This is a genomic window from Rhizobium sp. Leaf371 (assembly GCF_001424045.1).
Lineage (GTDB): Bacteria > Pseudomonadota > Alphaproteobacteria > Rhizobiales > Rhizobiaceae > Ferranicluibacter.
The window spans coordinates 511,784-537,446 of the sequence record NZ_LMQB01000001.1 but is presented as its reverse complement, the minus strand read 5'-3'; the positions used below and the strand labels follow the sequence as shown (position 1 = coordinate 537,446).

Below are 25,663 nucleotides of genomic sequence, written 5' to 3'. Positions count from 1 at the left end.
TTAAGGGTACGAATAGGCTCGCCACGCCCTATGGCGCTGCAATGCAGCACAAGATTTTCTTGGAGGTGTGACATTTTCAACCTATGTTTCAGGCGTTAACGCTTGGAGGGTTGAATGGGAATCGCACGGTCCGTGAATGTTCTCATGATAGGTGCCTCGTTCGCATTCGTTGCGATGATGCTCTTCATCTAGGAGGAGATGAAAACCTGCCGGCCTTGAGGATGGAGGCCGATGGGGACACTCTCAGCGTGGGACGGGAGAAGATCGTCTCTCTGCTCTGGCATGCAAAAGCCCTCGAACGAACCTTCGAGGGCTTTTGTACGTCTGGCGCCGTGAATGAGACCGCAGGACCTTAGGCCGCGGCACCCTCGGCAATGTCGTCCAACCGCTTGAAACCCACGAGATCGCAGACGGCCGTGATCAACGGCGAGCGGTTCATCGTATAGAGGTGGAAATCCCGGACCCCCCTGCGCGCGAGATCGACGATCTGCTCGGCGGCAATATGGGTCGCCTCCTTGAAGCGCTCCTCGGGAGACTCGTCCAGATGAGCAAGACGCAGAGCCAGCGCCTCGGGAATGCGCGCGCCGCAAAGGCCGGCAAATTTCGAGACCTGCGAGAACTGGTTGATCGGCAGGATACCGGGAACGACCGGAATGGTGATGCCCGCCTTGCGCACCCGCTCGAGGTAGCGCTCGAAGTCGTTGTTATCGAAGAAAAACTGGGTCAAGGCGCGGGTCGCGCCATTGTCCACCTTGCGCTTCAGCATATCGATATCGGCATCGACATCGGAACTTTCCGGATGCTTCTCCGGATAGGCGGAGACGGAAATCTGGAACCGGCCGCGGCGCGCCAGCGCCTCGACAAGTGCGGCCGCGTTCGCGTATCCATCCGGAAACGGCTGGTAGCGCGCGCCGATCCCGCCCTGCGGATCGCCGCGCAGCGCCACGAAATGCCGAACGCCGGCGGCCGCGAATTCATCGACCACGGCATCCACCTCGGCCCGCGGCGCACCGACGCAGGTGAGATGGGCTGCCGTGTTCGGGATGGCGCAATCGTCGATCAGCCGGCGAACGGTGGTGAGCGACCGCGCCTTCGTGGACCCGCCCGCCCCATAGGTTACGCTCACGAATTCCGGCGCATAGGCATTCAGCGCCGCCGCCGTCCGCGTCAGTTGCGCATCCATCTCATCGGACTTCGGCGGAAAATATTCGAAGGAGAGGCGCAGATCGCCGCGCTCGGCCGGGTAAAGCGTGCGGGTGTACATTCAGCGGGCTCCTGCAGCAAGACGCCGGGTTTGTTCGGCGGAGGAATCGGCGGACTTGACCGCGATCCAGATGGTAACGGTGAGCGGCGTCTCCTGCGCCGCCTTCGGCGAAAGATCGATGACGCGCTGAACGGAGAGGCCGGCCGTCTCCAGCCACTCTCCCATCACCTGATGGGAAAAACCGAGGCGCAGATGGGCATGATCCTGACGCAGATGCTCCAGCATATGCGGCGCGAGATCGACGATCGCCAAGCGCCCGCCCGGCGCCAGAAGACGCGCCGCTTCCTCGATCGCCGCTTCCGGCGCCTCAAGAAAATGAAGGACCTGATGGATCGTCACCAGATCGAACTGGCGACCATCGAGCGGAAGATTGAAGATATCGCCATGACGCACGGATGCCTTGGAGACGCCGGTGCGATCCAGATTGGCGCGTGCCACCGCCAGCATGTCGCGGCTTGCATCGACACCGGTTGCGGTCTGGTAGAGCCCCTGGAAGAGCTGCAGGATGCGCCCGGTGCCCGTTCCGAGATCGAGCAGGCTCTCGACCGGCTCCGGCCCGACGGCTGCCACCAGCGCCGCCTCCACCTCGGCCTCGCTGACATGAAACCGCCGCATCGCATCCCACTCGGCCGCGTTGCGGCTGAAATAGGCCTGCGCCCGATCCGAACGCGCCTGCTTCAGTGCGGTCAGACGTTCGCTGTCCCGGGCGAGAACCGCGTCGTCCTTATCCGCCGCGTCGAGAACCTGTCGGATCAACCCGACGCCGTCCCCCTGCCCCCGCAACCGAAAATAGGCCCAGGCACCTTCCTGGTAGCGATCGATCAGCGCCGCTTCCGTCAAAAGCTTCAAATGACGGGAAATGCGCGGTTGGGACTGTCCGAGAATCTCGGTCAGGTCCGTCACTGTCAGGTCTCCGGCAGCCAGCAGTGCGAGCAACCTCAGGCGCGTGGGCTCGCCCGCCGCCTTCAGCACATCCACCACGTCCTCCAGCCGCAATCTGATCTCGCTCGCCATGCTCTTCCCATCAACACATAAAGATATGTTTATGTGATAACGGAGGAGCCTGCAAGGAGAAAGACGGCTTGGCCAACAACCTTTCTGGACACAAAATCCGACAACGGTAGAATACCGACGTGATCCAACCGGCTCCGAGGCAATGTCATGTCGATCCTGATCGTTTTCTCCGGCTTGCCAGGAACGGGAAAGACGACGATAGCAACCAGCCTTTGCCGCCTTTTAACCGCCGTCCACGTGCGCATCGACAGTATCGAACACGCTCTGCAGTCCAGCCGACACCCTATGGCAGACAGTCCACTTGGATATGTCGTCGCCCAAGCTGGGGCTGCCGACAACCTTCGGCTGGGCCACATCGTCGTCGCCGACTGCGTCAATCCGGTCAAGGCTTCCAGAAAGGCATGGCGATCCGTCGCACTAGAGACAGGCCCCATTCCCCTCGAAGTGCGCCTGATCTGCAGCGACGTCCACGAGCATCGGCGGCGAGCCGAAAGCCGTCAAAGCGATGTCATCGGCCTGATCAAACCCTCGCGGGACCGGATCTTGATCCATGACGATGAGCCTTGGGACGGACCACCCGATCTGACCTTGGACACCGCGATCTCGAGCCCAAAGGCGCTAACAGCACAAATTGCGGCCCGGATCCGAAGCCTCAGGCCGACCCCATAGGGATAATGCAGCGGCTCTGGCGTTATCCCGGGGCTACCAAGACAACGCCCTCGATCGTTCCGTCATGCGCCGTCTCGCGTTGCTTCAATCCACCAAACGTCCGGCGGCCGCCCTCTGGAGCAAGCCGGCTTATTCACAAAAACGTCACGCGGTTGCCACGCCGAGCTACAGATGTCCGGCGTGTGGATCGAACACGCGATAGAGCCATGCATCGGATATGACCCTGCCGTCTTTCCCCTGCTGCGGAATGCACGCCGATCAAATCGACCGGAGAGCCATACCCTTGGGCCGCACCGACATTTCCTTAAAACGACACGCCTGACACGTCGGCGCAACATCCTTGCAATCGAACGCATGCGCCTCACGGCGAAGGCGCATGCATCTGGCGCGGGCTGAACGACGCGAAGCCCCTTGGACCGACGCTTAACGCGTCAGGCGCTTGTAGGTGACACGGCGCGGATTGACCGATTCCGGGCCGAGACGACGGACCTTGTCCTTCTCGTAATCCTCGAAGTTGCCTTCGAACCACTCGACATGGCTGTCGCCCTCGAAGGCGAGGATGTGCGTCGCGAGCCGATCGAGGAACATGCGATCGTGGCTGATGATCACGGCGCAGCCGGCGAATGCTTCCAGGGCCTCTTCCAGAGCCGAAAGCGTCTCCGTGTCGAGATCGTTCGTCGGTTCGTCGAGCAGGATGACGTTGCCGCCGTCCTTCAGCATCTTGGCAAGATGGACGCGATTTCTCTGGCCGCCCGAAAGCGAGCCGACCTTCTGCTGCTGGTCGCCGCCCTTGAAATTGAAGGCGCCGCAATAGGCGCGGCTGTTCATATCGTACTTGCCGAGCTTGATGATGTCGTTGCCGCCGGAAATCTCCTCCCAGACGGTCTTGTCGCCACCCAGCGAGTCGCGGCTCTGATCGACATAACCGAGATCGACCGTCTCCCCGATGGTGATCTTGCCGGTATCCGGCGTTTCCTGACCCGTGATCATCCGGAACAAGGTCGTCTTGCCGGCGCCGTTCGGGCCGATGACGCCAACGATGCCGCCCGGAGGAAGCTTGAATGTCAGGTTGTCGATCAGCAGGCGGTCGCCATAGCTCTTCGACAGGTTTTCGGCCTCGATGACCACCTGACCGAGCCGCTCGCCGACCGGAATGACGATCTGCGCCTCGCCGGGCTTGCGGTTCTCGGCTGCTTCCACCAACTCGTCATAGGCGCGGATACGCGCTTTCGACTTGGCCTGGCGTGCGCGGGGACTGGACGCGATCCACTCCTGCTCGCGGGACAGCGCCTTCTGTTTGGCGACATCCTCACGGCCTTCCTGGGCAAGACGCTTGGCCTTGGACTGGAGGTAGGCCGAGTAGTTGCCTTCATAGGGAATGCCACGGCCGCGGTCGAGTTCCAGAATCCAGCCCGTGACGTTGTCGAGGAAGTAGCGATCGTGGGTGATCATCATGACGGCACCCGGGTACTCCCGCAGGTGCTTTTCGAGCCAGGCGATCGTTTCGGCATCCAGGTGGTTGGTCGGTTCGTCGAGAAGCAGGAGATCGGGCTGCGACAGGAGGAGCTTGCAGAGTGCGACACGACGCCGCTCACCGCCCGACAAGCCCGCGACATCGGCATCGGCCGGCGGGCAGCGCAGCGCGTCCATGGCCATCTCGACCTGACTGTCGAGATCCCAGAGGTTCTGACTGTCGATGACATCCTGCAGACGCGCACCCTCGTCGGCCGTCTCGTCGGAATAATTCATCATCAGTTCGTTGTAGCGCTCGAGCACGGCCGTCTTGTGGGCCACACCTTCCATGACGTTGCCCAGCACGTCCTTATCCGGATTGAGGTGCGGCTCCTGTGGCAGGTAGCCGAGCGTCGCACCCTCAGCAAGCCAGGCTTCGCCGGTATATTCCTTGTCGAGACCCGCCATGATGCGCAGGACGGTCGATTTACCGGCACCGTTCGGGCCGAGAATACCGATCTTCGCATCCGGGTAGAACGAGAGATGGACGTTCTCCAGGACCTTCTTCGTGCCGTAGGCCTTGTTCAGCCCGGCCATGTGATAGATAAATTGACGCGCCATGCTCGATCAATGCTCCGCGGGAAATGGAATTTGGCCCGCTATGTAGGCGAATTGCGCCGGGGGAGCAATGACGCCCGCCCTCATTTCCACCCCGATGCGGAATTGAAGCGCGCAGGCCAGAGGACAGCCTACGGCACCCAACGACGCGGCGGCTAACGAAGCTCGATCGCAGCGCCGGCCCGGCTTGCTCCGGTTCCCACCGTCCCGACCACCGCCTCGTTTCGAGACCGAAGTTGCCGTGACGATCCGGCGGCATCGACCAGACCGGAACTGCAGCGCGAGCGGATGGGTGCCGCCCCAAGCATCGACGTCGCAAGATCCGATGCTTCGTCCATCGTTGCGGAGAGCCCGATCGTCAGTCCCGTCACAAGCGTCCGATCGCCGACCTTTCGGCACTGAAGACGAACGCGCTCCCCGGCACCCGCCGCAAAATCCGTATCGAAGGCTGCCCTCACCTCGGCTTCGGTGACGTCCAGACCGATTTTGCTGCGAAACAAGGCGCCGACGGCCGAACGGTTGACGGCCTCGAGCAGGCGGACCTGAAGAGAGAAGTACGCGTCAGGCTCGAGGGTCTGGCAGCTGCCGCTTCGCAACCACATGTGTCGGTCGAGGCCCGAGGCGACCCCGGGCATGGCGACAGCAAGCTTCGCGGCAAGCTCTGTCGGAAGCGGCACCGCAGGCAGCGCCAGCCAATCGCGCTTGCGATCCTGAGCCTGCAGAGCCTCGGAGACTTTGCAGAAGCTGTTGCGAACCGGCCAGAGGCCGACGAGCGTCAAAGCGCGTGCATCGGCACGCTCCGACGTCTGCCCCAAGCATTCCGGGCGTTTGGCTTTCGTCTCGCAGAAAGCCGGCAACCAGCTAAGCCCGAGGACAGAGCCGGTTCGTCCTGCCGCGGGCTTGCGATCCTCGCTCCTCGTCAGGTCAGAGCGATCGGCGGGCGTCGGCGGATTGGAGGACGCCGCGGGATTGGAGGACGTGGGCGCAGCGAGTGCTTGAGGCGCTCTCTGTACCGTTGAAGCCGCTGGAGCCGTCACCTCACCGGCGTAGACGTCACCCGCTAAGCCCGCCACCGGCAACGCCAACGCCAACGCAAGGCAAACGCAGAAGGATAGCCCGAGGAAACGCAGGTTTCGGTGGAAACGCCACAGTCGCATCGGCGCGGAAAATGCACTCCAGACACTCAAAGATATCATTTCGACCTCCAGAACAAAACAAGATCAATGAAGGACTAAAACAGGATAAATGCAAGAACGAATTGTGCACAGCTCATAATTTTTTAGGGAATGCTCATATTGACATCTCCGTTCTGTGCCCGGATAGTGGCGGCGGGAATGGCTTCTGGAGGAGACGATCGTGACATTCGAGGAGAGGCGGCTGGCCAGCCCGTCCGGTGCGGATCTCGCGATCTATCACATGCCGGCAACGACACCGGTGCGCGGTTTGCTTCTGGTCAATCATGGCGTGGCAGAGCATGGGCGGCGCTATCTAAACTTCGCCGTGTCGATGGCGGCACAGGGGTTCGCCGTCTATGTCCACGATCACAGGGGACATGGTGCGACGCGCAGTGCGGCGCATCTTCAGGGGAGATTTGCGCCCGATGGAGGTCTCGATGCCGTGCTGGAGGATGTGGCGGCGGTCCGGAACCGGGCCGCGTCGGATCATCCCGGTTTGCCGATCATCCTTTTCGGCCATTCCATGGGCGGGTTGGTCGCGCTGAATGCCGCGGAAAGAGATCCGGGGCTCTATGACGGTCTTGCCGTGTGGAATGCGAATTTTCATCCGGGCCTCGCCGGTCGGTTCGGGCAGGGCGTTCTTGCGGTCGAGCGGATGTTGAAAGGCTCGGATGTGCCGAGCCCGATACTGGCCCGCCTCACCTTCGGTGCGTGGGCGCGCTCGATCGCTGAGCGGAGAACCGATTTCGACTGGCTGTCCCACGACCCGACAGAGGTCGATCGGTATGTTGCCGATCCCCTTTGCGGATTCGACGTCACGGTTTCGCTCTGGATCCAACTGTTTCGTCTGAGCTACGCCGGTGCGGCGCTGGATCGTCTCCGTCGGCTTCCGCCGGACATGCCGGTCAACCTTGTCGGCGGCGGAGAGGATCCGGCGACCGAGAATGGAAAAGCCGTATCGTGGCTGCAAACCCGGATGAAGAAAGCGGGCCTGCGGCAGGTAACCGCAACGATCTATCCGGGCGCACGCCACGACACTCTGAACGACACGGTCCGGGCGCGCGCTGTACAGGCGTTTTCTGCCTGGTGTCGCAGCGTCGTCGAGCGCTCGCGGGGTGCGCCAGACTAGGCAGAAGCCGGAGGCCGAAGTGCTTTCCGCAAAGCGCGCATGTCACGGAGGGCCTTCGGACGGAGGCCAGAGAGGGACGATACGAGAGGGACGGTACTGAGAGGGCGATACTGAGAGGCACAGTGCGGAGCGAGCCGCCGAGCCATCCTGCAGATATCGAGTCTATCCGCGGATATGTTGCGTCTGCTGGTAGACGGCGGTCGAGCGGGCGCCGGAGCGGCAGTAGCCGAGCATGGGGCGCTGGAACGTGTCGAGCGCATCGACCATCTTGTGCACGGCATCGGCGGTCACGCCAGCGGGGCCGACAGGGATATGCATGGTCTCGATGCCAAGCGCGTGGGCGCGTTGCTCGATCTCGGCAAAGTCCGGCTGGCCGGGCTGCTCATGGTCGGGGCGGTGGCAGACGATCGACTTGAAGCCCAGGGCCTTGATCTGATCGAGGTCGGCTACGGTGATTTGGCCGGTCACGGAATATTCGTCGTTGATCGGGCGGATGTCGTCCATGCTGGTTCTCCTCGACGCGCGGCGCGCCGCAAGCTTCGTTGTCGAAGATGTAGGACGCCTTTGCGGCAGAGGTCAATCAGGTCAGATCCGCTTCATCCGGGTCGACGATGCCGAACATCAGTTCGTATGCGATCGCGGCGCCCGGCTTGAGCATGAACAGCGCGCAGCTCTCGGCAAGCGCTGGGCGCTTGGCGATACGGTGGGATACGGGCTCGATGCTGACCACGTTCGTGTCGCCGCGCTGGCAACGCCACATCTGGAGGAACGGTAGGTGGTCGCTCCTGAAACGGATGTCGAGCGAGCGGTTCGCGAGCGCCGCAAAGGGGCCGATTCGCACCCGTGCCCAGTCGTCTGCGGCGATCGCCGCACCGGTGGCTGCACTGCCAGCGGGTTTTGCATGTGGAGTTGGTTTTGCATCTGGACCGGCAGCATCCCCGTCAGCCGGAAAAAGCACATGCGCGCTCTCGCTTTCGCCGAACCGCCAGCCCATGACCCCGCCCGGGATCATGGCGCCGGTGACGCAGGTGCTGCTGTCGAAGAGCCGGCCGGCGATATTCAGATGATACATCCACAGGGGCGGAAATGGCGTATCGCCTGTATTCTCCACACGATCCTGGAGATGAACCGCCCCTTGCGTGATCGACCAGCGGCGGCTCAGTCGGGCCTTGCCGCCATCGGCCAAGGCGATATCGACGATGGCATGGCACGTATTTTCGGTCGCCTCCAGCGTGTCGACCTGGACCGGCGTGCCCGAAAGCGAGCCATGGAGCGGATAGAGGCCACCCTTGGACGTCGGCTCGGGATGGCGGATATGATCCGGGCCGCAGGTGAAGAGGAACCCCTTCAGGGCCTGATCGATGCGCGGATCCCCATCGGACGGGATGGCCTCGCCCGGCGAGAGGTCCAGTCCATCGACCACCAGCGCCGCCACATCCATCGCGGATGCGCTGTCCAGCAGCAGCGTCACCCTTTTTCCCGCATGATCATCGTCCAGTCGCATCATCTCCCCCTTCTGACGCGGGCAGGCGCTTCCTTGCTCTCCGACGTCTCGCTTTTCGCATGGTTAGCAGTTCTTTAACGTTGAATTCAGGCTTTTCATATTAACGTCCCATTCCGCTTGTAGCTCGCGGGTCGGCCCGCCCATCAACAGGTTCCCGCCTATCAACAGGTTATTGTCGTGACGATCGCTCCGAGACGTACCCCATCCTTCCTTCTGGCCGCCCTTTTGGCGGCCGGCCTTCTGCCGGTTTCCACGCCGGTTTCGGCGCAGTCGCGCCTCGTGCTCTCGCCGGATCAGGTTCTGGTGACGCCACAGGGGGATGTTCTCGATTTTGTCCCTGAGAATGGTGACGTTCGCGTGATGCGCGATGCCCGCGGCCGCACGGTGCTGGTGGACAATTGGGGCAATATCGTCGCCACCGTGATGGGATCGCGCGCCGCCAATGCGGAACGCCGCCGCCCGCCGCCCGATTCCTACGGCGCGGAACCCTATGGCGACGAGGCCTTTGGCGGCCGGCCGCAGCAAGACCGGACCTACGGAAACAGCGCGTTCGGCAACGAGGCCTATGGAGACCGACCCTATGTCCGCAGGCGCGACGGCGGGAACGGCGTTCCGGATTATCGCAATTTCGTCCCGCCAGGCGTCGAGCGGGGCGATCTTCCGGCCGCAGACGAGCCGCTTCCGGACGAAAACGACATGGCCGCACTGCCGCCCGAGCAGCCGCCAGCGTCGCAGGGTACCGCCCTGCCCCGCGCGACGGCCATCACCCGCAAATCCAGCGCCGAAATCACGGCCCTCCAGGTCTTCCTCGATCGCGAAGGTTTTTCGCCCGGCGTGATCGACGGCAAGAACGGCTCGAACGTCACCAAGGCGATCGAGGCGTGGCAGCAGGCAACCGGGGAGACGCTCGACCCGAACAACACGGAAGACACGTTGGAGCGCCTGCGTCTCAGCGGTGGCCTGGCGATCACGACCTACACCATCACGGCTGCGGATGCTGCCGGTCCCTATGTCGCGGAAATTCCGGACGATTATGCCCACAAGGCACTCCTTCCGCACATGTCCTTCACCTCGACCACGGAAATGCTCGGAGAGCGCTTCCACATGGACGAGGCTTACCTGCGCGAACTGAACCCCGGCGTCGATTTCACCATTCCGGGAACGATCATCAAGGTCATCAATCCGGGCGAGCCGAAGACAGGCAAGGTGGCGCGCATCGTCGCAGACAAGCCGCGAAAGCAGGTTTTCGCCTATGACGAATCGGGTGCGCTGATTGCGGCCTATCCGGCAACGATCGGCTCCTCGGACACGCCCTCGCCGTCCGGCACCGTGCAGGTCGATCGCATCGCACTGAACCCGGGCTATACCTACAATCCGAAGATCAACTTCAAGCAGGGCGAAAACGACAAGGTCCTTACCCTGCAGCCCGGGCCGAACGGCCCTGTCGGCACGGTCTGGATCGCACTGTCGAAGCCGACCTACGGCATTCACGGAACGCCGGAGCCGTCGAAGATCGGCAAGACACAGAGCCATGGCTGCGTGCGACTGACCAACTGGGATGCGACGGAACTCGCCAAGATGGTGAGCGTCGGCACGACGGTCGAGTTCCTCGACTGATCGCGGACGCGGCGACAGACAAGGGTGGCTGCGAAGACGGCGGAGCAGGAACAGCGCTTGAGTTTGGGGCATCGCCCCCGGCATCACGTCATCCGCGATTGTCATGAGGCATCCGGGGCCAGGATCGGTTATCTCAGGGCTGCAGAGCTTTGGACACAGTAAGGATGCCCGCATGGCGGATGAACGCGCGCGTTACAAGATCGGGCCGAACCTCTGGCATGCGACCGCGCCGCCTCCGCCGCAGACCTTGATGCTGGACACGGATGTCACGGCAGACGTCGCTATCATCGGTGGCGGATTTACCGGACTTTCCGCGGCTCTGCACCTTGCGGAGCAGGGCGTCGGTGTCGTCCTCATCGAGGCGCGCATGATCGGGTTCGGCGGGTCGGGGCGCAATGTCGGCCTCGTCAACGCCGGCATGTGGACGAAGCCGGCCGATCTGATCGCCTCTCTTGGAAAAGACCCTGGCGAGCGCCTGCTGCACGCCCTCGGCGATGGTCCGTCACTCGTCTTCGATCTGATCGAGCGGCACGAGATCGCATGCGAGGCGGTGCGCAACGGCACGCTGCACATGGCCGTGGGGGTGGACGGTCTTGCGGATATTACCGATCGGCAGGCGCAATGGGCCGCTTTCGGCGCCCCTGTCGAGGTGCTCGATGCGGACCGGGCCCATGGGCTGACCGGCGCGGAGGGATTTGCGGGCGGCCTTCTCGATCGCCGCGCCGGTACCATCCAGCCTCTCGCTTACGCCCATGGCCTGGCCCATGCAGCCGTCAAAGCCGGAGTCCGCGTGTATACCGAGACGCCGCTGACGGGTGCTGCCCGCGAAGGCGCCGCCTGGGTCCTGAAGACGCCGGCCGGCCGTGTGACGGCACCGAAGGTCGTGCTGGCCACCAATGCCTATGGCTCGCTGGTCGATGGCATGCCGTGGAGCGCGCCGGCGAGCGAGCTGACCATTCTTCCCTATTTCCAGTTCGCCACGAAGCCGCTCTCCGCCAACGTCGCAGCCACGATCCTGCCGGAGCGCCAGGGTTGCTGGGATACCGGCATGGTCATGACCTCGTTTCGCATGGACCAGCAGAACCGGTTGATCTTCGGCAGCATCGGACGCCTCGATGCCGTGGCGACCGGAACGCATCGCGGATTTGCCGAGCGCTCGCTTGCGGCGCTCTTTCCGCAGCTCGGCGCGATCGATTTCGAATATTGGTGGGACGGCCGTATCGGCATGACGACCAATGCCCTGCCCAGGCTTCACACGGTCGCGCCCGACGTCCTCTCGGTCAGCGGCTATAATGGCCGGGGCATCGCCCCCGGCACCGTGTTCGGTCGGGCCCTCGCCCACCAGATCACCGGTGGCGCCCATGCCATGCCGCTCGACGAGACACCTGTCACGCCCGATCCGCTGCGGACGGTGAAGTCCGCCTTCTACCATGTCGGCGCGCAGGCAAAGCACCTGATCGACCGGCGCTTCTGAAGCAGGGTCCGAGACACGGAACGCGGCACCGTGATGATGCCGCGTTCGGGACCGTCGATCAGGCCGCGCGGCGGAAAGCGCGAGTGACGTTGAGCGGCACGAGGCGACGGACCTCCTCGGCGAACAAGCGGGCGTTCTCGCGTGCCTTGTCCAGATTGCTCACGCGCGCGGGGTCCATGGTCTGCAATGTGCCGCCGCAATCGAACACATCGCGGAAGGCCGCGCGCTCGATGATCGGCGTTTCCAGAACGCGCACGTTGCGGCTGGCCAGAAGCCCCTTGACCACCTGCAGAGCCCGCGTCGTCACCAGCGAGCTGACACGCGTCAGCACGACGGAATGGTCAATGCGCACGCCGGCCTGCTTTTCGAGCTGCGCCAGGAGTTCCAGCACCTGCGCGCCGCCCTTGGCATCCATCGAACAGCCCTGGATGGGGATGAGCACATGGTCGGACAGGCCGATGGCGGTTGCCAGCAGGCTGTTGCGCGCACCGGCGAGGTCGATGACGAAATAGTCGGTGCTGCGGCGGTTTTCGATGATGTGGCCCTGGATCGAGGCCATCGAGATTTCCGAGATGACGTCGATGTTCGGGACGGCACCGGAGATCTCGTGCCAGGTCGAGATCCAACGCTGCGGATCGGCGTCGAGCACCGTAACGCGGTTGCCGGCGCGTGCGAGTTCCGTGGCGAGAATGAGCGCAGCAGTGGTCTTGCCGGCGCCGCCCTTCGTGTTGGCGAGTGTAATGACTGGCATGGAAACCTCTTTGGGGACGCAGAGCCCCGGTTTGCCCCGCAATCAGCTCCAGCCCCTGAAGCCGCCGCGGTTAAGCCAAATCTTTCAAATCGTGGTTAATGAAGTCTTAACGCACGATACGAGAACCAATGAGAGACAGCCTGGCGCAGGCTTTGAAACCGTTGCGCCAGGCAGCCTGCAAGGCCGTCTCAGATCGTCTCGATGAACAGCGCGCGCGCCGCGTCGAGCGTCAGTTCGACCGGATTGCCGCCGGCCGTGGGATCGACGATCGCCATCTCCGCCATGCGGTCGATCTGGTCCGTGCCGACCCCGAGGCCGGACAGCGCGTCGGGAACGCCGAGGCTCTTGCGCAGATCGAGCACATAATCCGTAAACCCGTCGAACCCGCCGGAAATGCCGAGATAGGCGGCGGCACGGCCGATCTTCTCTTCGATGGCAGGCCGGTTGAAGCGCAGAACGGCCGGCATGACAACGGCATTGGTCATGCCGTGATGCGTGTTGTAGATCGCACCAACCGGATGCGACAGGGCATGAATGGCGCCAAGGCCCTTCTGGAACGCCACGGCGCCCATTGCGGCCGCGCTCATCATGTTGGCGCGCGCTTCGATATCCTGCCCGTCGGCGACCGCCCGCGGCAGGTAGTCCTTCACGAGCCGCAGGCCTTCGAGCGCGATGCCCTGCGACATCGGATGGTAGAACGGCGAGGAATAGGCCTCCAGGCAATGCGCGAACGCATCCATGCCGGTGCCGACCGTGATGACCTTGGGCATGCCGACGGTGAGTTCCGGATCGCAGATCGTGACCGCAGGCAGGAACTTGGGGTGGAAGATGACCTTCTTCGTGTGCGTCACGTGATCGGTGATGACGCTGGCGCGGCCGACCTCGGAGCCGGTGCCCGCCGTGGTGGGCACCGCGATGATCGGCGCGATGCCGGGTACGGACGCCCGCGTCCACCAGTCGCCGACATCCTCGAAATCCCAGACCGGGCGCGTCTGTCCGGCCATGAAGGCGACGGCCTTGCCGAGGTCGAGCCCGGAGCCGCCGCCGAACGCGACGACGCCGTCATGCCCGCCATCGTGGAAGGCCTTCACGCCGGCTTCGAGGTTGACGTCGTTCGGATTGGGATCGACATCCGCGAAGATGGCGCGGCCGAGGCCGGCAGCCTCCAGAATATCGAGCGCAGTCTGTGTGATTGCCATCGGCGCGAGACCGCGATCCGTCACCAGCAGCGGCCGCTTCATGCCGACGGCCTTGCAGTGCTCGGCGAGTTCCTTGATGCGCCCTGCCCCGAACTTGATGGCGGTCGGGTAGCTCCAGTTAGCGGTAATGGTCATGCCGTGACTTTCTTCAGATGGTAGGATTTCGGCCGGGTCAGGTTGTGGAAGCCGAAGACGGAGAGCGAGCCGCCGCGACCGGTTTCCTTGACGCCGGTCCAGCAGAGCGCGGGATCGAGATAGTCGGCGCGGTTCATGAAGACGGTCCCCGTCTCGATCTCGGCGCCGATGGCGGCCGCGCGTTCGGGGTCCTGCGTCCAGAGCGATGCCGTCAGCCCGTATTTGCAGTCGTTCATCAGGGCAAGCGCTTCCGCGTCGCTCTTGACCTTCATGATGCCGACGGCAGGACCGAAGGTTTCCTCGATCATGAACTCCATGGAATGATCGACATCAACAAGGATCTGAGGCGCGATGTAGGCGCCGCCATCATCCGCCGGAAACAGCTTCGGATCGATCGTCGCCCGCGCGCCCTTGGCGATCGCGTCTGCCACCTGCGCCCGCACGACGGCGGCAAAGCGCTTGTTGGCCATGGGGCCGAGCGTCGTTTCCGGATCGAGCGGGTTGCCGAGCTTGTAGTTCGACACCCAGGCGACCGACTTTTCCACGAAGTCGTCATAGAGGCTCTCATGCACATAGATGCGCTCGATGCCGCAGCAGCACTGGCCGGAGTTGAAGGTGGCGCCATCCATCAGCGTGTCCACGGCCGCATCGAGGTCCGCATCCTCCATGACGTAGCCCGGATCCTTGCCGCCGAGTTCGAGCCCGAGCCCGGTGAACGTGCCGGCCGCCGCACGCTCGATCGACCGCCCGCCCTCGACGGAGCCGGTGAAATTGACGAAGTCGAAGGCCTTGGCCGCGATCAGGCGCGCGCTCGTCTCATGGTCGAGGAAGAGGTTCTGGAACACGTCTTCCGGCATGCCGGCCTCGGTGAAGGCGCGCACCATGCGCTCGCCGACGAGCAGCGTCTGGCTCGCATGCTTGATGATCACGACATTGCCGGCCATCAGCGCCGGCGCGATCGTGTTGATCGCGGTCATGTATGGGTAGTTCCAGGGCGCGATGACGAAGACGACGCCGTGCGCCTCGCGCACGATCCGGCGCTCGAAACGGTCGCTTTCCTCGATCACCAGCGGCTTCATGGCATCGGCGGCAATCGAGGCGACATAGTTGGAGCGCTCGTTGAAGCCACGGAACTCGCCGCCGAATTTCACCGGGCGGCCCATCTGCCAGGCAAGCTCCGGCACCACCTCGTCCACCATCTCGTTCAGCCGGGTCACGCCCTTGAGCACGAGCTGCACGCGCTCCTCGAGCGGTCGTTTCGCCCAGGATTTTTGCGCTCTGCGCGCGCGCGCGACCGCCTCGGCGGCGGCCTCGTAGGGCATGGCTTCACGCTCGGCATAGACCGAGCCGTCGACCGGCGAAATGCATTGGATCATCGTCATCATCAACTCCAGAGGAAGTCGGCCCGCAGGCCGTCGTCTCGACGCGGGGATGCCGAGACATGCCGCACCGCGACGGGTTTTGCAATCACGCGCGCTCGAAACCGCGCGCGACCTCCCAGTCCGTGACCCGGCGATCATACTCTTCCTGCTCCCAGGTGCCGGCCCGCGTGTAATGGTCGATCACCTCGTCGCCGAACGCCTCCCGCAGCATGGACGATGACGTCATCAGCTCGGTCGCATGCCGCAATGTCTTCGGGATCTCGCGGATGTCCTTGCCGGAATAGGCGTCGCCGACGAAGGGCGCCTCGAGCTCCAACTTGCCCTCGATCCCGGCAATGCCCGCCGCCAGCAGCGCCGCCATCGCGAGATAGGGATTGAGGTCGGAACCGCCGACGCGGCACTCGATGCGGATGCCCTTGGTGCCGTCGCCGCAGAGGCGATACCCAGCCGTACGGTTGTCCTTGGACCACACGGCCTTGGTCGGAGCGAAGGTCCCGGCCATGAAGCGCTTGTAGGAATTGATATAGGGTGCGAGGAAATAGGTGATTTCGCCGGCATGGGTCAACAGGCCGGCAACGTAGTGTCGCATCGTCTCAGACATGCCGTATTCCCCGTCCTTGTCGAAGAAGTGGGATGTCTTGCCGTCGAGGCTCCAGAGCGACTGGTGGATGTGCGAGGACGAGCCCGCCGCATTCATGTGCCACTTGGCGAGGAAGGTGATCGCCTTGCCCTTCGACCAGGCAATCTCCTTGCAGCCGTTCTTGATGATGACGTGCCGGTCGGCCATATCGATCGCCTCGGCATACCGGACGTTGATTTCCTCCTGGCCGGCCGATGCCTCGCCCTTGGAGTTCTCGACCGGAATGCCGGCGCCCTGCAGCCCCTTGCGGATCGCCCGCATCACATCCTCTTCCTTGGTGGTCTGAAAGATGTGGTAGTCCTCGTTATAGCCGCTGGCGAGCTTCAGGTCGCGATAGCCGCTCTCGCGGGCCTGGTCATAGGTCTGGTCGAACAGGAAGAATTCGAGTTCGCTTGCCATGAAGGCCTTCAGCCCCATTGCCTCCAGCCGCTTCACCTGCCGCTTCAGAATGGCGCGCGGCGAATGCGGCACTTCCTGGTGGGTCTGGTGGTCGAGCATGTCGCACAGCACCAGTGCCGTGCCTTCGAGCCAGGGAATCCGGCGAAGGGTGCCCAGATCCGGCTTCATCGTATAGTCGCCATAGCCGGACTCCCAGCTCGTCGACTTGTATCCGGACACCGTCTCCATTTCGAGATCGGTGGCCAGCAGATAGTTGCAGCTATGGGTCTCCTCATAGGCGCTCTCGACGAAATATTCGGCCTGGAAGCGTTTGCCCATGAGGCGGCCCTGCATGTCGATCTGGCAGGCGAGAACCGTGTCGATACGGCCCTCGGCAACGTCGGTCTTCAGCTCTTCGAACGAATAGGTCATCGGGCGTCCTGTCTGCGATGGTCGAAATGCGTTTCGTGTCGGTGAGCGGCGGCACCCCGTTCTCGGGTGCCGCCGCAGGGTTCGGAGAGCTTACGCCTGGCCCACGGCCTTTTCGGCTGCGGCGATCTCGGCGGCGCGGCGCTTGACCTCGTCGCCGATCGGCGGACCGCGGAAGCGGCGCTTCTCGAAGCCGAACCAGATCAGGCCGGTCAGAAGGAGGAAGCCGACGGTGACGTAGAGCGCCGGGCCGTTCGGCGGCTGCACGCCGAGAACGAAGATCAGGATCATCGCGAGCACTGTCAGGCCCGCAAAGAGCTTGAACACGCCTTCGCCGAGGTTCCACGGTCCCTGTGCCGGCCATTTGGACGTGCCCCAGGCAAAGAGGCCGAGCGTGATCGGAATGGCGAAGGAGAAGAACAGGAAGATGACCGTGCAGGAGACGACGATGGTGTAGACCGGCGTCTCGCCGATGGTGATCAGCGACGAGCCCCAGACGAAGAGCACCGAGAGGATCGACCCGGTCCAGATGGCCGAGACCGGCGTGCGGAACTTTGGGCTCACCTTGGCCAGAGCCTTGGACGCCGGCAGGCCGCCGTCGCGCGAGAAGGCGAAGATCATGCGCGAAACCGATGTCACCGTCGCAAGACCGCAGAGCCACTGGCACAGAAGGATCGCGAGATAGAGCACATCCTTGACGATCGGTTTCATCTGCGTGTCCATCGACCAGAAGAACACGTTCCAGCCCTGGGCTGCAGCAGCCTGCATGCCATCGACGACGGTGCCGTCGGCAAGCGGCGCCTGCGTCGGGATCATCAGCACGAACGAGCACAGCATGATGTAGCCGAAGAGCGCCGACCAGAGCACGGAGGAGATCATGCCGCGCGGCACGGAGGTCGCCGCCTTCACCGTTTCCTCGGAGGTGTGGGCCGAAGCGTCGTAGCCGGTGATCGTATAGATCGGCAGGAGCAGACCGAGCAGGAATACCCAGGTGGAAGACGTTTCCGGCCAGACATTGCCGCCGGCCGGCCCTGAGAAGTTCGAGAAGGTGAAGAGACGCGCGATGTCGTAGCTATCGGCCGCGACGAGGCAGGCGAGCGACAGCAGGATGGCCGTCACGAAGATCAGATAGCCGGAGAAATCGGTCAGCTTGGCCGTCAGCCCGATCCCCATGTGATTGACCACGGCCTGCAGGCCGGTGATGACGACGAGGAAGAGAATCCGGAAGGTGGTGGTGTCCTCGAGCCCGAAATACGGCGTGCCGAAGGTGCCCATGAAGAAATAATAGGTGCCGACATTGATGGCGCCGAGCACGGTGACGAGGCCGAGCAGGTTGAACCAGGCGGTCAGCCAGCCGGTGAAGCGGTTCCCGAGGATCGAACCCCAGTGATAAAGGCCACCCGCCGTCGGATAGGCCGAGGAGATCTGCGCCATCGCCATGGCGAAGACGAAGGAAACGAAGCAGCCGATCGGCCAGCCGATCCCGATGGCGGCGCCGCCGGCCCCGGCTGTCGCCTGCGCCAGCGAATTGATGCCGCCGGAGAGAATGCAGATGATCGAGAAGGACACGGCGAAGTTCGAGAACGAGCTCATGCGCCGCTCAAGTTCCTGCGCATATCCCATGGAATGAAGGACCTGAAGGTCCGCGTGTTTATCCACGTCACTATAGTCAGGCATGATTTTCCCCTCTGAACGCTCGGCGCCGGGCGGTATTGCCGGATGCCGGTGCAGCGGCGCGCGACCCTCATGGCGCACGGACGCTGCAACGCTTGATCGTGCTGCGTGTGTGCCCCGCTTTTTCAGGTTCGGTTCGAGGTCTTCACGCAGTCGTGCCAGTGCTCCCGCCAACCGGGCGGGAACGGTTTCCGCGGACAAGCCGCTCCCCGGGTCTTTTAGGGTTCGAGGTCCGCCAGGGCTTTGCCCAGGTGATCCCCGATATAGCCGGCCAGGACCCTCTGGCCGTCTTTGCTTGCGATGAGATCGTTGCGGATCTCGATCATGACGTTGAGCAGGCCGTTGTGAAGGCCGTGCTCGATCAGCGTATGCGTCACACCGTCCTGCGGTCCGTAAGGCTCGTTGCGACGCGTGACGAAGTCTTCATCCCTGGCGGCATCTTTGAGAAAAGCATCGGCGAGCCGACTGTCGCTGTCATGCAGGATGCCCACCTCGACGTCCCGTGGCTGCCCGTGCCAGATAGGCGTGAAGGAATGCAGGGTGACGATAACGGGCGGCCGATGGTTTGCAACCCGAGTCTTGATCAGTTCGGAAAGGCCCTTGCGGAACGGGCTGTAGATGGCCTCCGTGCGCGCCAGACGTTCGGCCGCCGATAGCCCCGCATTGCCGGGAATATCGAAGATCTCGCTTCTTGCGGGCATGGCGCTCGGCGAATCCGGCGGACGGTTGCAATCATAGACGAGCCGGGAGAAGCGCTGGTAGATCAGCGTCGCATCGAGCGCCTGCATCAGAATCCGGCAAACGGCCAGAGCGCCCGGATCCCAGGCGATGTGGCTTTCGAGCGCCTCCGGCGAAAGCCCGAGCGTTCCCAGCCTCTGCGGGAGACGCCGCGAGGCATGCTCGCAGACGAGCACGATGCGGGAGCCGGCCTCCGCATTCTCGAGCGCGACAGGCGCGCCATCCTCGACGGTCAACAGCGCACTCACACCCGGCTCCGTCCTCGCACCCACCCTCATGGCAGGTCTCATGACTGAAGAGAATTCTTCACAAAATCGTGTCTGTCAATTGCAAACTGAAACGATCTCTTCATACACCCCATTGACTCCGATTGTGACAGCGATGTTTACTCTGTCACACAAGGCCGGCGAAGATCGGCCTCAGGGGAATATCTTGATCAGCACCGAAACACACAAGACGGTGTCGGACGTGATCGCCGCGAACTTCACCGCACTGACCCGGGCGGAGAAGCAACTGGCGGAGACGTTGCTCGACAACTATCCCGTTTCCGGGCTCGGCAGCATCACGACCGTGGCCGAGAATGCCGGCGTCTCGACGCCGACAGTCGCGCGCATGGTGCAGAAACTCGGCTTTCGCGGCTTTCCGGATTTTCAGGCCCGGCTTCACCAGGAGCTGGAAGCGACGATCTCCAACCCGATCAGCAAGCATGATCGATGGGCGACGAATGCGCCGGGCACGCACATCCTCAACCGTTTCGCCGACGCCACCATCAACAATCTCAGGGCGACGCTCGCCCAGATGGAGACGCAGGACTTCGATGGCGCCGCCGCACTCGTCGCGGACCCGAAGCGTCGGGTCTATCTCATCGGCGGCCGCATCACGCGGACGCTTGCCGACTACGTCTTCACGCATCTGCAGGTCATCCGCGCCGGCGTGACGCTGATCGCCTCCGGCTCGAGCCCCTGGCCCCACTACGTGCTCGACATGAAGAAGGGCGACGTCCTCGTGGTGTTCGACATCCGCCGCTACGAGCAGGAACTCGAAACGCTGGCAAAGGCCGCACGCTCGCGCGGTGCCGAAATCATTCTCTTCACCGACCAGTGGTCGTCACCCGTCGCCAAGTCCGCGGCCAAGGTTTTCCGCATTCACATCGAGGCGCCCTCTGCATGGGACAGCTCGGTCGTCACCCTCTTTACGGTGGAGGCGCTGATCGAAGCCGTGCAGAACTCGATCTGGGAGGAGACCCGGGACCGGATGAAGGCGCTGGAGACCTTGTTCGATGCGACACCGTTGTTTCGAAAGCCTTTTCAGGAAAGAAAGGGATGAGATCGGATACCCGGCAACACCAACCCTGAAAACAGGGGGTTAGCCGGGAAACGAAGCCTGAAGCCGTCCACCGCGTCTGTCATAGAAGCTTCATGACGCCGCTCTATCAGCTTGACCCACCGGGTCGGAAACCCCGGCCTGACAAACCCAAGGAGACTTTCGTGCTGTCAAAGACCCACCGCCTTCTGTCGCTGACATCGGCGATTCTCGTCGCCTCCACCGCGCTTGCCGCGGCTGCGCCGAGCGAGGAACTGATCGCTGCCGCCAAGAAGGAAGGCACGCTCACCACCATCGCGCTTCCGCACAACTGGTGCGGCTACGGCGACGTCATCGCCGGCTTCAAGGCCAAGTATGGTCTCGAGGTCAACGAGCTGAACCCCGATGCCGGCTCCGGCGACGAGATCGAAGCCATCAAGGCCAACAAGGGCAACACCGGTCCGCAGGCCCCCGACGTGATCGACGTCGGCCTCTCCTTCGGCCCCTCGGCCAAGGCCGAAGGCCTGATCCAGCCCTACAAGGTCTCCACCTGGGATTCGATCCCCGATAGCGCCAAGGATGCCGACGGCTACTGGTACGGTGACTATTACGGCGTTCTCTCCTTCGTCGTGAACACCGACATCGTCAAGGACGTGCCCAAGGACTGGGCCGACCTGAAGAAGTCCGACTACGCCAACAGCATTGCGCTGGCGGGCGATCCGCGCGCCTCCAACCAGGCCGTTCAGGCCGTCTACGCGGCAGGCCTCGCGGCCGGCGAAAAGGATGCGACGAAGGCCGGAACGGCCGGCCTCGCCTATTTCGGCGAACTGAACAAGGCCGGCAACCTCGTGCCCGTCATCGGCAAGTCGGCCTCGCTCGCGCAGGGCTCCACGCCGATCGTCGTCGCCTGGGACTATAACGGTCTCTCCTGGCGCGACAGCCTCAACGGCAACCCGCCCGTCGAAGTCGTCGTTCCCACGAGCGGCGTTGTCGCCGGCGTCTACGTCCAGGCGATCTCTGCCTTCGCACCGCATCCGAACGCGGCAAAGCTGTGGATGGAGTATCTTTATTCCGACGAAGGTCAGCTCGGCTGGCTGAAGGGCTATTGCCACCCGATCCGCTTCAACGATCTGGCCAAGAACAACAAGATCCCGAAGGAAATGCTCGACAAGCTGCCGCCGGCCGCCGCCTATGAAAAGGCCGTGTTCCCGACGCTCGAAGAGCAGGCTGCCGGCAAGACCGAGATTACCGGCAAGTGGGACAGCGTCGTCGGCGCCAACGTGAAGTAAGCCGCAAAACCGGTCCAGCGACCGGGCAACATCGCCTCTCCGCGTCCGCGCGGGGAGGTTCGCCACACGCCCTCCCGCACGAAAGCTCGCCGATGAGCCCACCGATCAGCACAGTGACAGCGCCGATATCGCGGCCAGCCCCGATCATCAGCAAGGACCGAATCATCGACTGGCTGGGCATCGCGCCCTTCATGCTCTTTGCCCTGCTGTTCCTGCTGGCGCCGACCTTCTATCTCGTCATCGGCGCCTTTTTCACGCCGGATGGTCAGCTGACGCTCCAGAACATCGCCGACCTGTTCACGCCGTCGATTCTGTCGGCCTATTGGATCTCGATCCGCATCTCGCTCGCCTCCGCCCTCGGCGGCGCCTTCATCGGCTTCCTTCTCGCCTGGGCGGTCGTGCTCGGCGGGCTGCCGGCCTCGGTGCGCTCGACCCTCCTGACCTTCTCCGGCGTCGCCTCGAACTTCGCCGGCGTTCCCCTCGCCTTTGCCTTCCTCGCCACCCTCGGCCGCACGGGGCTTGCCACCGTGCTCCTGCGCGACTGGTTCGGCTTCAATCTCTATTCCACCGGCTTCAACCTTTTGAGCTTCACCGGCCTGACGCTCACCTACATGTATTTCCAGATCCCGCTGATGGTGCTGATCCTGACGCCGGCGCTCGATGGCATGAAGAAGGAATGGCGCGAAGCCTCCGAGATCCTCGGCGCCACCAACCGGCAATACTGGACCATGGTGGCCCTGCCGATCCTGTGGCCGAGCCTGCTCGGCACCACGCTGCTCCTCTTCGCCAACGCCTTCGGCGCCATCGCCACGGCCTATGCGCTGACCGGCAGCTCGCTGAATATCGTGCCGATCCTGCTCTACGCGCAGATCCGCGGCGACGTTCTGCACAATCCGAACCTCGGTTATGCCATCGCGCTCGGCATGATCGTCATCACCGGCGTGTCCAACGTGCTCTACCTCATGCTGCGCATGCGCGCCGAGAGGTGGCAGAAATGAAGACGAACCGGATCGGCGCCTGGATCGCCATGGCCATCGGGGCGAGCTACTTCGTCATTCCCCTGATCGGCACCTTCGAATTCTCGTTGCGCATGCGCCGCGGCGAATACTCCTTCGATGCCTACCGCTCGGTCTTCTCGGACATGCAGTTCCGCGAAACCTTCGGCTATTCCATGTTGATGGCGCTGCTGACCATCGTCTTCGGCATGCTGCTCGTCGTTCCCACCGCCTACTGGGTGCGCCTGCGCCTGCCGCAGATGCGGCCGGTGGTGGAGTTCATCACGCTCCTCCCGCTGGTCATTCCCGCCATCGTCATCGTGTTCGGCTATCTGCGCATGTACAATTCCTCCTCCGTCCTGCCGCTGACCGGCTCGACGACGGGAACGAACGTGCTGCTCGTGTTCTCCTACATCACCCTGTCGCTGCCCTACATGTACCGCGCCGTCGATACCGCCATGCGGGCCATCGACGTGCGCACGCTGACCGAAGCGGCGCAAAGCCTCGGCGCCAGCTGGGGGACCATTCTCTTTCGCTGCATTTTTCCGAACGTCATGAGCGGCGTGCTCTCCGGCGCCTTCATCACGCTTGCCATCGTCATGGGCGAGTTCACCATGGCCGCCCTGCTCAACCGCCCGGCATTCGGCCCCTACCTCCAGCTCGTCGGCGCCAACAAGGCCTACGAGCCGTCGGCGCTCTCCGTCATCGCCTTCTCCATCACATGGCTCTCCATGGGCCTCCTCAATCTCGTCTCGCGCTTTGGCAAGTCCGCCCCCGTCAAAGCATAAAGGTCACAGGCTCCATGTCGTTTCTTACCCTGACCCATATCCGGAAATCCTTTGGCCAGACGCAGGTCGTGCACGACTTCGACATGGCGATCGAGAAGGGCGAGTTCGTCTCGTTTCTCGGCCCGTCCGGTTGCGGCAAGACGACGGTGCTGCGGATGATCGCCGGCTTCGAGACGCCGTCCTCCGGCACCATCATGATCAACGGCCGGAACCAGACCGAGCTGAAGCCGAACCAGCGCAATATCGGCATGGTGTTCCAGGCCTATGCCCTGTTCCCCAACATGACGGTCCGCGACAACGTCGCCTTCGGCCTGAAGGTCGCCGGCGCGCCGAAAACCGAGATCGACGCCCGGGTGAAAGAGATGCTCGCGCTCATCCATCTCGAGCATCTGGCGGACCGCTATCCCTATCAGATGTCGGGCGGACAGCAGCAGCGCGTGGCGCTCGCACGGGCGCTCGCGCCGAAGCCGCAGGTGCTCCTCCTCGACGAACCCCTCTCGGCCCTCGACGCGAAGATCCGTGTCTCGCTGCGCGAGGAGATCCGCATGATCCAGCAGCAGCTCGGCATCACCACCGTCTTCGTCACGCATGACCAGGAAGAGGCGCTGTCGATCTCCGATCGCATCGTCATCATGAATGGAGGACGCGCCGACCAGATCGGCACGCCGTTCGAGATCTACAACCGTCCCGCGACCCGCTTTGTCGCGTCTTTCGTGGGAACGCTCAACCTGATCGATGCGAAGGTGCTGGACCCCGCGGCAAACCGCATCGCCATCGGCGACCAGGGCATCACGCTGCGGGAACCGCTGGGCGCGGCCAAGGCCGGCGACACCGTCTCGCTCGCGCTGCGGCCGGAAGCCGGCTCGATCGCCGCGGACGCCAAGGGCGATACCGCACTGACCGGCCATGTCATTGCCAGCAACTTCCTCGGCTCCGTCATCCGCACCCGCATGAAGATCGCCGACAGCGTCATCTCGTTCGACACGTTCAACAATCCGGGCGTCAAACCGCCGGCGATCGGCGAAACGGTGACCTTGCGCTTCACCGCCGGCGACCTTCTCGTCGTGCGGGAATAGTTTTTCGCAAAAACACTTCACGGCAGAATAATGCGGATTTGACGCCTCGCCACACTTGCTTATAGTTGCCGGTGTACGTTCTCAGGGCGGGGTGAAACTCCCCACCGGCGGTAACAGGCGTGAATGTCTGGAGCCCGCGAGCGCTTCAGGTCGTTCGGCATCAGCCGCACGTCGTGAAGGTCAGCAGATCCGGTGTGATTCCGGAGCCGACGGTATAGTCCGGATGAAAGAGAGCAAACGGCAGGCAGGCCTCGCAAGGGCTTGGTCGCGTCCGCGTGTTCGCCCAAGGGATCCCGTCGAACGGCTAACCCTTGAAAGGCCACTTGAATGACCATCGTTTCCCACCCCACGCAGAAGATCGCCGTCATCCGTGCGCGTTGGCACTCCGCCATCGTCGATCAGTGCGTCAACGCCTTCGTCGCCCGCTGGCAGGACCTCGGCGGCAACGCGGCCGATGTCGAGATCTTCGACGTGCCCGGCGCACTCGAAATTCCGCTTCACGCCCAGACACTGGCAAAGACCGGCCGGTTCTCCGCCATCCTCGGCACCGCCTTCGTCGTCGATGGCGGCATCTACCGCCACGACTTCGTCGCCTCCACCGTGCTCGACGGCATGATGCGCGTCTCGCTCGACACGGGCGTTCCGGTTCTCTCCGCCGTGCTGACGCCGCATCATTTCCAGGAATCGGAAGCCCATATCCGCTTTTTCACGGATCACTTCGTGATCAAGGGCGGCGAAGCGGCCAATGCGGCGCGCCAGCTGCTGGCTGCCCGCGCCGAGATCGCTCTCGCGCCCGTCGACGCGGCGGCCTGACCGACAAACCGGCGACAGCCATCCACCTGGACGCCGTTCCGAATGATTGTAATGGCGCCCGAAGTCCTGCGAGACCTCGGGCGCCATCGCCGTTTCGACACAGAGACCGAACGCACGGGTTCCGACTCATCGTCTCAGCGAAACCCCGCAAGCGATTC

General features: G+C 63.4%; 22 protein-coding genes and 1 riboswitch. Of the genes, 10 read left to right on the top strand and 12 right to left on the bottom strand.

Translation table 11 applies throughout. The annotated features are described in order from the left end of the window. Nucleotides 1-352: 352 nt before the first annotated feature. Together metF and ASG39_RS02370 are read right to left on the bottom strand one after the other, a co-directional pair. Nucleotides 353-1,264 carry a methylenetetrahydrofolate reductase [NAD(P)H] gene (gene metF / locus ASG39_RS02375; protein WP_062592430.1) on the bottom strand — a complete coding sequence of 304 codons (912 nt, stop codon included), beginning with the start codon at nucleotides 1,262-1,264 and terminating at the stop codon, nucleotides 353-355. After that, on the bottom strand, nucleotides 1,265-2,278 hold the full coding sequence (locus ASG39_RS02370; protein ID WP_062592428.1) for a metalloregulator ArsR/SmtB family transcription factor: 1,014 nt from the start codon (nucleotides 2,276-2,278) through the stop codon (nucleotides 1,265-1,267). Nucleotides 2,279-2,425: 147 nt separating this feature from the next. Between ASG39_RS02370 and ASG39_RS02365 the strand changes: the two genes are divergently transcribed. Then, complete coding sequence (locus ASG39_RS02365) at nucleotides 2,426-2,947, top strand: AAA family ATPase (RefSeq protein ID WP_200943853.1); 522 nt, start codon at nucleotides 2,426-2,428, stop codon at nucleotides 2,945-2,947. 423 nt (nucleotides 2,948-3,370) lie between these two features. Here ASG39_RS02365 and ettA read toward each other — a convergent pair whose 3' ends face one another. Both ettA and ASG39_RS22990 read right to left on the bottom strand, forming a co-directional pair. After that, nucleotides 3,371-5,020 carry an energy-dependent translational throttle protein EttA gene (ettA, locus tag ASG39_RS02360; protein ID WP_062592426.1) on the bottom strand — a complete coding sequence of 550 codons (1,650 nt, stop codon included), beginning with the start codon at nucleotides 5,018-5,020 and terminating at the stop codon, nucleotides 3,371-3,373. Nucleotides 5,021-5,172: 152 nt separating this feature from the next. After that, nucleotides 5,173-6,174, bottom strand: a complete 1,002-nt coding sequence (locus tag ASG39_RS22990; protein WP_277995950.1) for a ribonuclease — start codon at nucleotides 6,172-6,174, stop codon at nucleotides 5,173-5,175. A gap of 199 nt (nucleotides 6,175-6,373) precedes the next feature. Here ASG39_RS22990 and ASG39_RS02350 point away from each other — a divergent pair, with 199 nt between their 5' ends. Then, entirely contained in the window at nucleotides 6,374-7,321 is a 948-nt protein-coding gene (locus tag ASG39_RS02350; RefSeq protein ID WP_156467980.1) for an alpha/beta hydrolase, read from the top strand. A gap of 162 nt (nucleotides 7,322-7,483) precedes the next feature. On the opposite strand, the gene ASG39_RS02345 is transcribed toward ASG39_RS02350, so the two are convergent. After that, on the bottom strand, nucleotides 7,484-7,825 hold the full coding sequence (locus ASG39_RS02345) for a TIGR01244 family sulfur transferase (RefSeq protein ID WP_062592423.1): 342 nt from the start codon (nucleotides 7,823-7,825) through the stop codon (nucleotides 7,484-7,486). 76 nt (nucleotides 7,826-7,901) lie between these two features. Further along, nucleotides 7,902-8,828, bottom strand: a complete 927-nt coding sequence (locus tag ASG39_RS02340) for a DUF4432 family protein (protein WP_062592420.1) — start codon at nucleotides 8,826-8,828, stop codon at nucleotides 7,902-7,904. Nucleotides 8,829-9,065: 237 nt separating this feature from the next. Here ASG39_RS02340 and ASG39_RS02335 point away from each other — a divergent pair, with 237 nt between their 5' ends. Together ASG39_RS02335 and ASG39_RS02330 are read left to right on the top strand one after the other, a co-directional pair. Continuing rightward, nucleotides 9,066-10,442 carry a L,D-transpeptidase gene (locus tag ASG39_RS02335; protein WP_244481121.1) on the top strand — a complete coding sequence of 459 codons (1,377 nt, stop codon included), beginning with the start codon at nucleotides 9,066-9,068 and terminating at the stop codon, nucleotides 10,440-10,442. Nucleotides 10,443-10,614: 172 nt separating this feature from the next. Beyond that, entirely contained in the window at nucleotides 10,615-11,916 is a 1,302-nt protein-coding gene (locus tag ASG39_RS02330) for an FAD-binding oxidoreductase (RefSeq protein ID WP_062592416.1), read from the top strand. A 58-nt stretch (nucleotides 11,917-11,974) separates the two neighbouring features. Here the strand turns inward: ASG39_RS02330 and ASG39_RS02325 are convergent, their stop codons facing one another. The 6 genes from ASG39_RS02325 to ASG39_RS02300 form a co-directional block, all read right to left on the bottom strand. Continuing rightward, nucleotides 11,975-12,667: a ParA family protein gene (locus tag ASG39_RS02325; protein WP_062592414.1), complete on the bottom strand. Its 693-nt coding sequence runs from the start codon at nucleotides 12,665-12,667 to the stop codon at nucleotides 11,975-11,977. A gap of 188 nt (nucleotides 12,668-12,855) precedes the next feature. Next, nucleotides 12,856-14,001, bottom strand: a complete 1,146-nt coding sequence (locus ASG39_RS02320; protein WP_062592411.1) for an iron-containing alcohol dehydrogenase — start codon at nucleotides 13,999-14,001, stop codon at nucleotides 12,856-12,858. Beyond that, on the bottom strand, nucleotides 13,998-15,383 hold the full coding sequence (locus tag ASG39_RS02315) for an aldehyde dehydrogenase family protein (RefSeq protein WP_062593349.1): 1,386 nt from the start codon (nucleotides 15,381-15,383) through the stop codon (nucleotides 13,998-14,000). Before ASG39_RS02315 ends, ASG39_RS02320 begins: the two co-directional genes overlap by 4 nt. An 85-nt stretch (nucleotides 15,384-15,468) precedes the next feature. Next, entirely contained in the window at nucleotides 15,469-16,833 is a 1,365-nt protein-coding gene (locus tag ASG39_RS02310; RefSeq protein ID WP_062592409.1) for a glutamine synthetase family protein, read from the bottom strand. A gap of 90 nt (nucleotides 16,834-16,923) precedes the next feature. Next, on the bottom strand, nucleotides 16,924-18,507 hold the full coding sequence (locus tag ASG39_RS02305) for an amino acid permease (protein ID WP_062592407.1): 1,584 nt from the start codon (nucleotides 18,505-18,507) through the stop codon (nucleotides 16,924-16,926). Nucleotides 18,508-18,722: 215 nt separating this feature from the next. After that, a complete protein-coding gene (locus ASG39_RS02300; RefSeq protein WP_156467979.1) occupies nucleotides 18,723-19,490 on the bottom strand; it encodes an N-formylglutamate amidohydrolase in 768 nt (255 codons plus the stop codon). 184 nt (nucleotides 19,491-19,674) lie between these two features. On the opposite strand from ASG39_RS02300, the gene ASG39_RS02295 reads away from it, so the two are divergent. From ASG39_RS02295 to ASG39_RS02270, 6 genes are all read left to right on the top strand, one after another. Next, the gene (locus ASG39_RS02295; protein ID WP_244481100.1) at nucleotides 19,675-20,568 is read left to right on the top strand and encodes a MurR/RpiR family transcriptional regulator; all 894 of its coding nucleotides are present in this window, start codon (nucleotides 19,675-19,677) and stop codon (nucleotides 20,566-20,568) included. Nucleotides 20,569-20,729: 161 nt separating this feature from the next. Continuing rightward, entirely contained in the window at nucleotides 20,730-21,833 is a 1,104-nt protein-coding gene (locus ASG39_RS02290; protein WP_062592402.1) for an ABC transporter substrate-binding protein, read from the top strand. Nucleotides 21,834-21,925: 92 nt separating this feature from the next. Next, nucleotides 21,926-22,831, top strand: coding sequence for an ABC transporter permease subunit (locus ASG39_RS02285; RefSeq protein WP_156467978.1), 906 nt, complete (start codon nucleotides 21,926-21,928; stop codon nucleotides 22,829-22,831). Beyond that, entirely contained in the window at nucleotides 22,828-23,616 is a 789-nt protein-coding gene (locus ASG39_RS02280; protein ID WP_062592400.1) for an ABC transporter permease, read from the top strand. Before ASG39_RS02285 ends, ASG39_RS02280 begins: the two co-directional genes overlap by 4 nt. Nucleotides 23,617-23,630: 14 nt before the next feature. Then, entirely contained in the window at nucleotides 23,631-24,692 is a 1,062-nt protein-coding gene (locus tag ASG39_RS02275) for an ABC transporter ATP-binding protein (RefSeq protein WP_062592398.1), read from the top strand. Between the two features lie 73 nt (nucleotides 24,693-24,765). Beyond that, a riboswitch (FMN riboswitch) is annotated at nucleotides 24,766-24,931 on the top strand. 88 nt (nucleotides 24,932-25,019) lie between these two features. Then, nucleotides 25,020-25,505: a 6,7-dimethyl-8-ribityllumazine synthase gene (locus ASG39_RS02270; protein WP_062592395.1), complete on the top strand. Its 486-nt coding sequence runs from the start codon at nucleotides 25,020-25,022 to the stop codon at nucleotides 25,503-25,505. The last annotated feature ends 158 nt before the right edge of the window (nucleotides 25,506-25,663 follow it).

What these genes read in the sequence shown, in the direction of transcription:
- metF (WP_062592430.1), bottom strand. Translation starts at nt 1,264, where the DNA reads ATGTACACCCGCACGCTTTACCCGGCCGAGCGCGGCGATCTGCGCCTC.
- ASG39_RS02370 (WP_062592428.1), bottom strand. Translation starts at nt 2,278, where the DNA reads ATGGCGAGCGAGATCAGATTGCGGCTGGAGGACGTGGTGGATGTGCTG.
- ASG39_RS02365 (WP_200943853.1), top strand. Translation starts at nt 2,426, where the DNA reads ATGTCGATCCTGATCGTTTTCTCCGGCTTGCCAGGAACGGGAAAGACG.
- ettA (WP_062592426.1), bottom strand. Translation starts at nt 5,020, where the DNA reads ATGGCGCGTCAATTTATCTATCACATGGCCGGGCTGAACAAGGCCTAC.
- ASG39_RS22990 (WP_277995950.1), bottom strand. Translation starts at nt 6,174, where the DNA reads ATGCGACTGTGGCGTTTCCACCGAAACCTGCGTTTCCTCGGGCTATCC.
- ASG39_RS02345 (WP_062592423.1), bottom strand. Translation starts at nt 7,825, where the DNA reads ATGGACGACATCCGCCCGATCAACGACGAATATTCCGTGACCGGCCAA.
- ASG39_RS02340 (WP_062592420.1), bottom strand. Translation starts at nt 8,828, where the DNA reads ATGATGCGACTGGACGATGATCATGCGGGAAAAAGGGTGACGCTGCTG.
- ASG39_RS02330 (WP_062592416.1), top strand. Translation starts at nt 10,615, where the DNA reads ATGGCGGATGAACGCGCGCGTTACAAGATCGGGCCGAACCTCTGGCAT.
- ASG39_RS02325 (WP_062592414.1), bottom strand. Translation starts at nt 12,667, where the DNA reads ATGCCAGTCATTACACTCGCCAACACGAAGGGCGGCGCCGGCAAGACC.
- ASG39_RS02320 (WP_062592411.1), bottom strand. Translation starts at nt 14,001, where the DNA reads ATGACCATTACCGCTAACTGGAGCTACCCGACCGCCATCAAGTTCGGG.
- ASG39_RS02315 (WP_062593349.1), bottom strand. Translation starts at nt 15,383, where the DNA reads ATGACGATGATCCAATGCATTTCGCCGGTCGACGGCTCGGTCTATGCC.
- ASG39_RS02310 (WP_062592409.1), bottom strand. Translation starts at nt 16,833, where the DNA reads ATGACCTATTCGTTCGAAGAGCTGAAGACCGACGTTGCCGAGGGCCGT.
- ASG39_RS02305 (WP_062592407.1), bottom strand. Translation starts at nt 18,507, where the DNA reads ATGCCTGACTATAGTGACGTGGATAAACACGCGGACCTTCAGGTCCTT.
- ASG39_RS02285 (WP_156467978.1), top strand. Translation starts at nt 21,926, where the DNA reads ATGAGCCCACCGATCAGCACAGTGACAGCGCCGATATCGCGGCCAGCC.
- ASG39_RS02280 (WP_062592400.1), top strand. Translation starts at nt 22,828, where the DNA reads ATGAAGACGAACCGGATCGGCGCCTGGATCGCCATGGCCATCGGGGCG.
- ASG39_RS02275 (WP_062592398.1), top strand. Translation starts at nt 23,631, where the DNA reads ATGTCGTTTCTTACCCTGACCCATATCCGGAAATCCTTTGGCCAGACG.
- ASG39_RS02270 (WP_062592395.1), top strand. Translation starts at nt 25,020, where the DNA reads ATGACCATCGTTTCCCACCCCACGCAGAAGATCGCCGTCATCCGTGCG.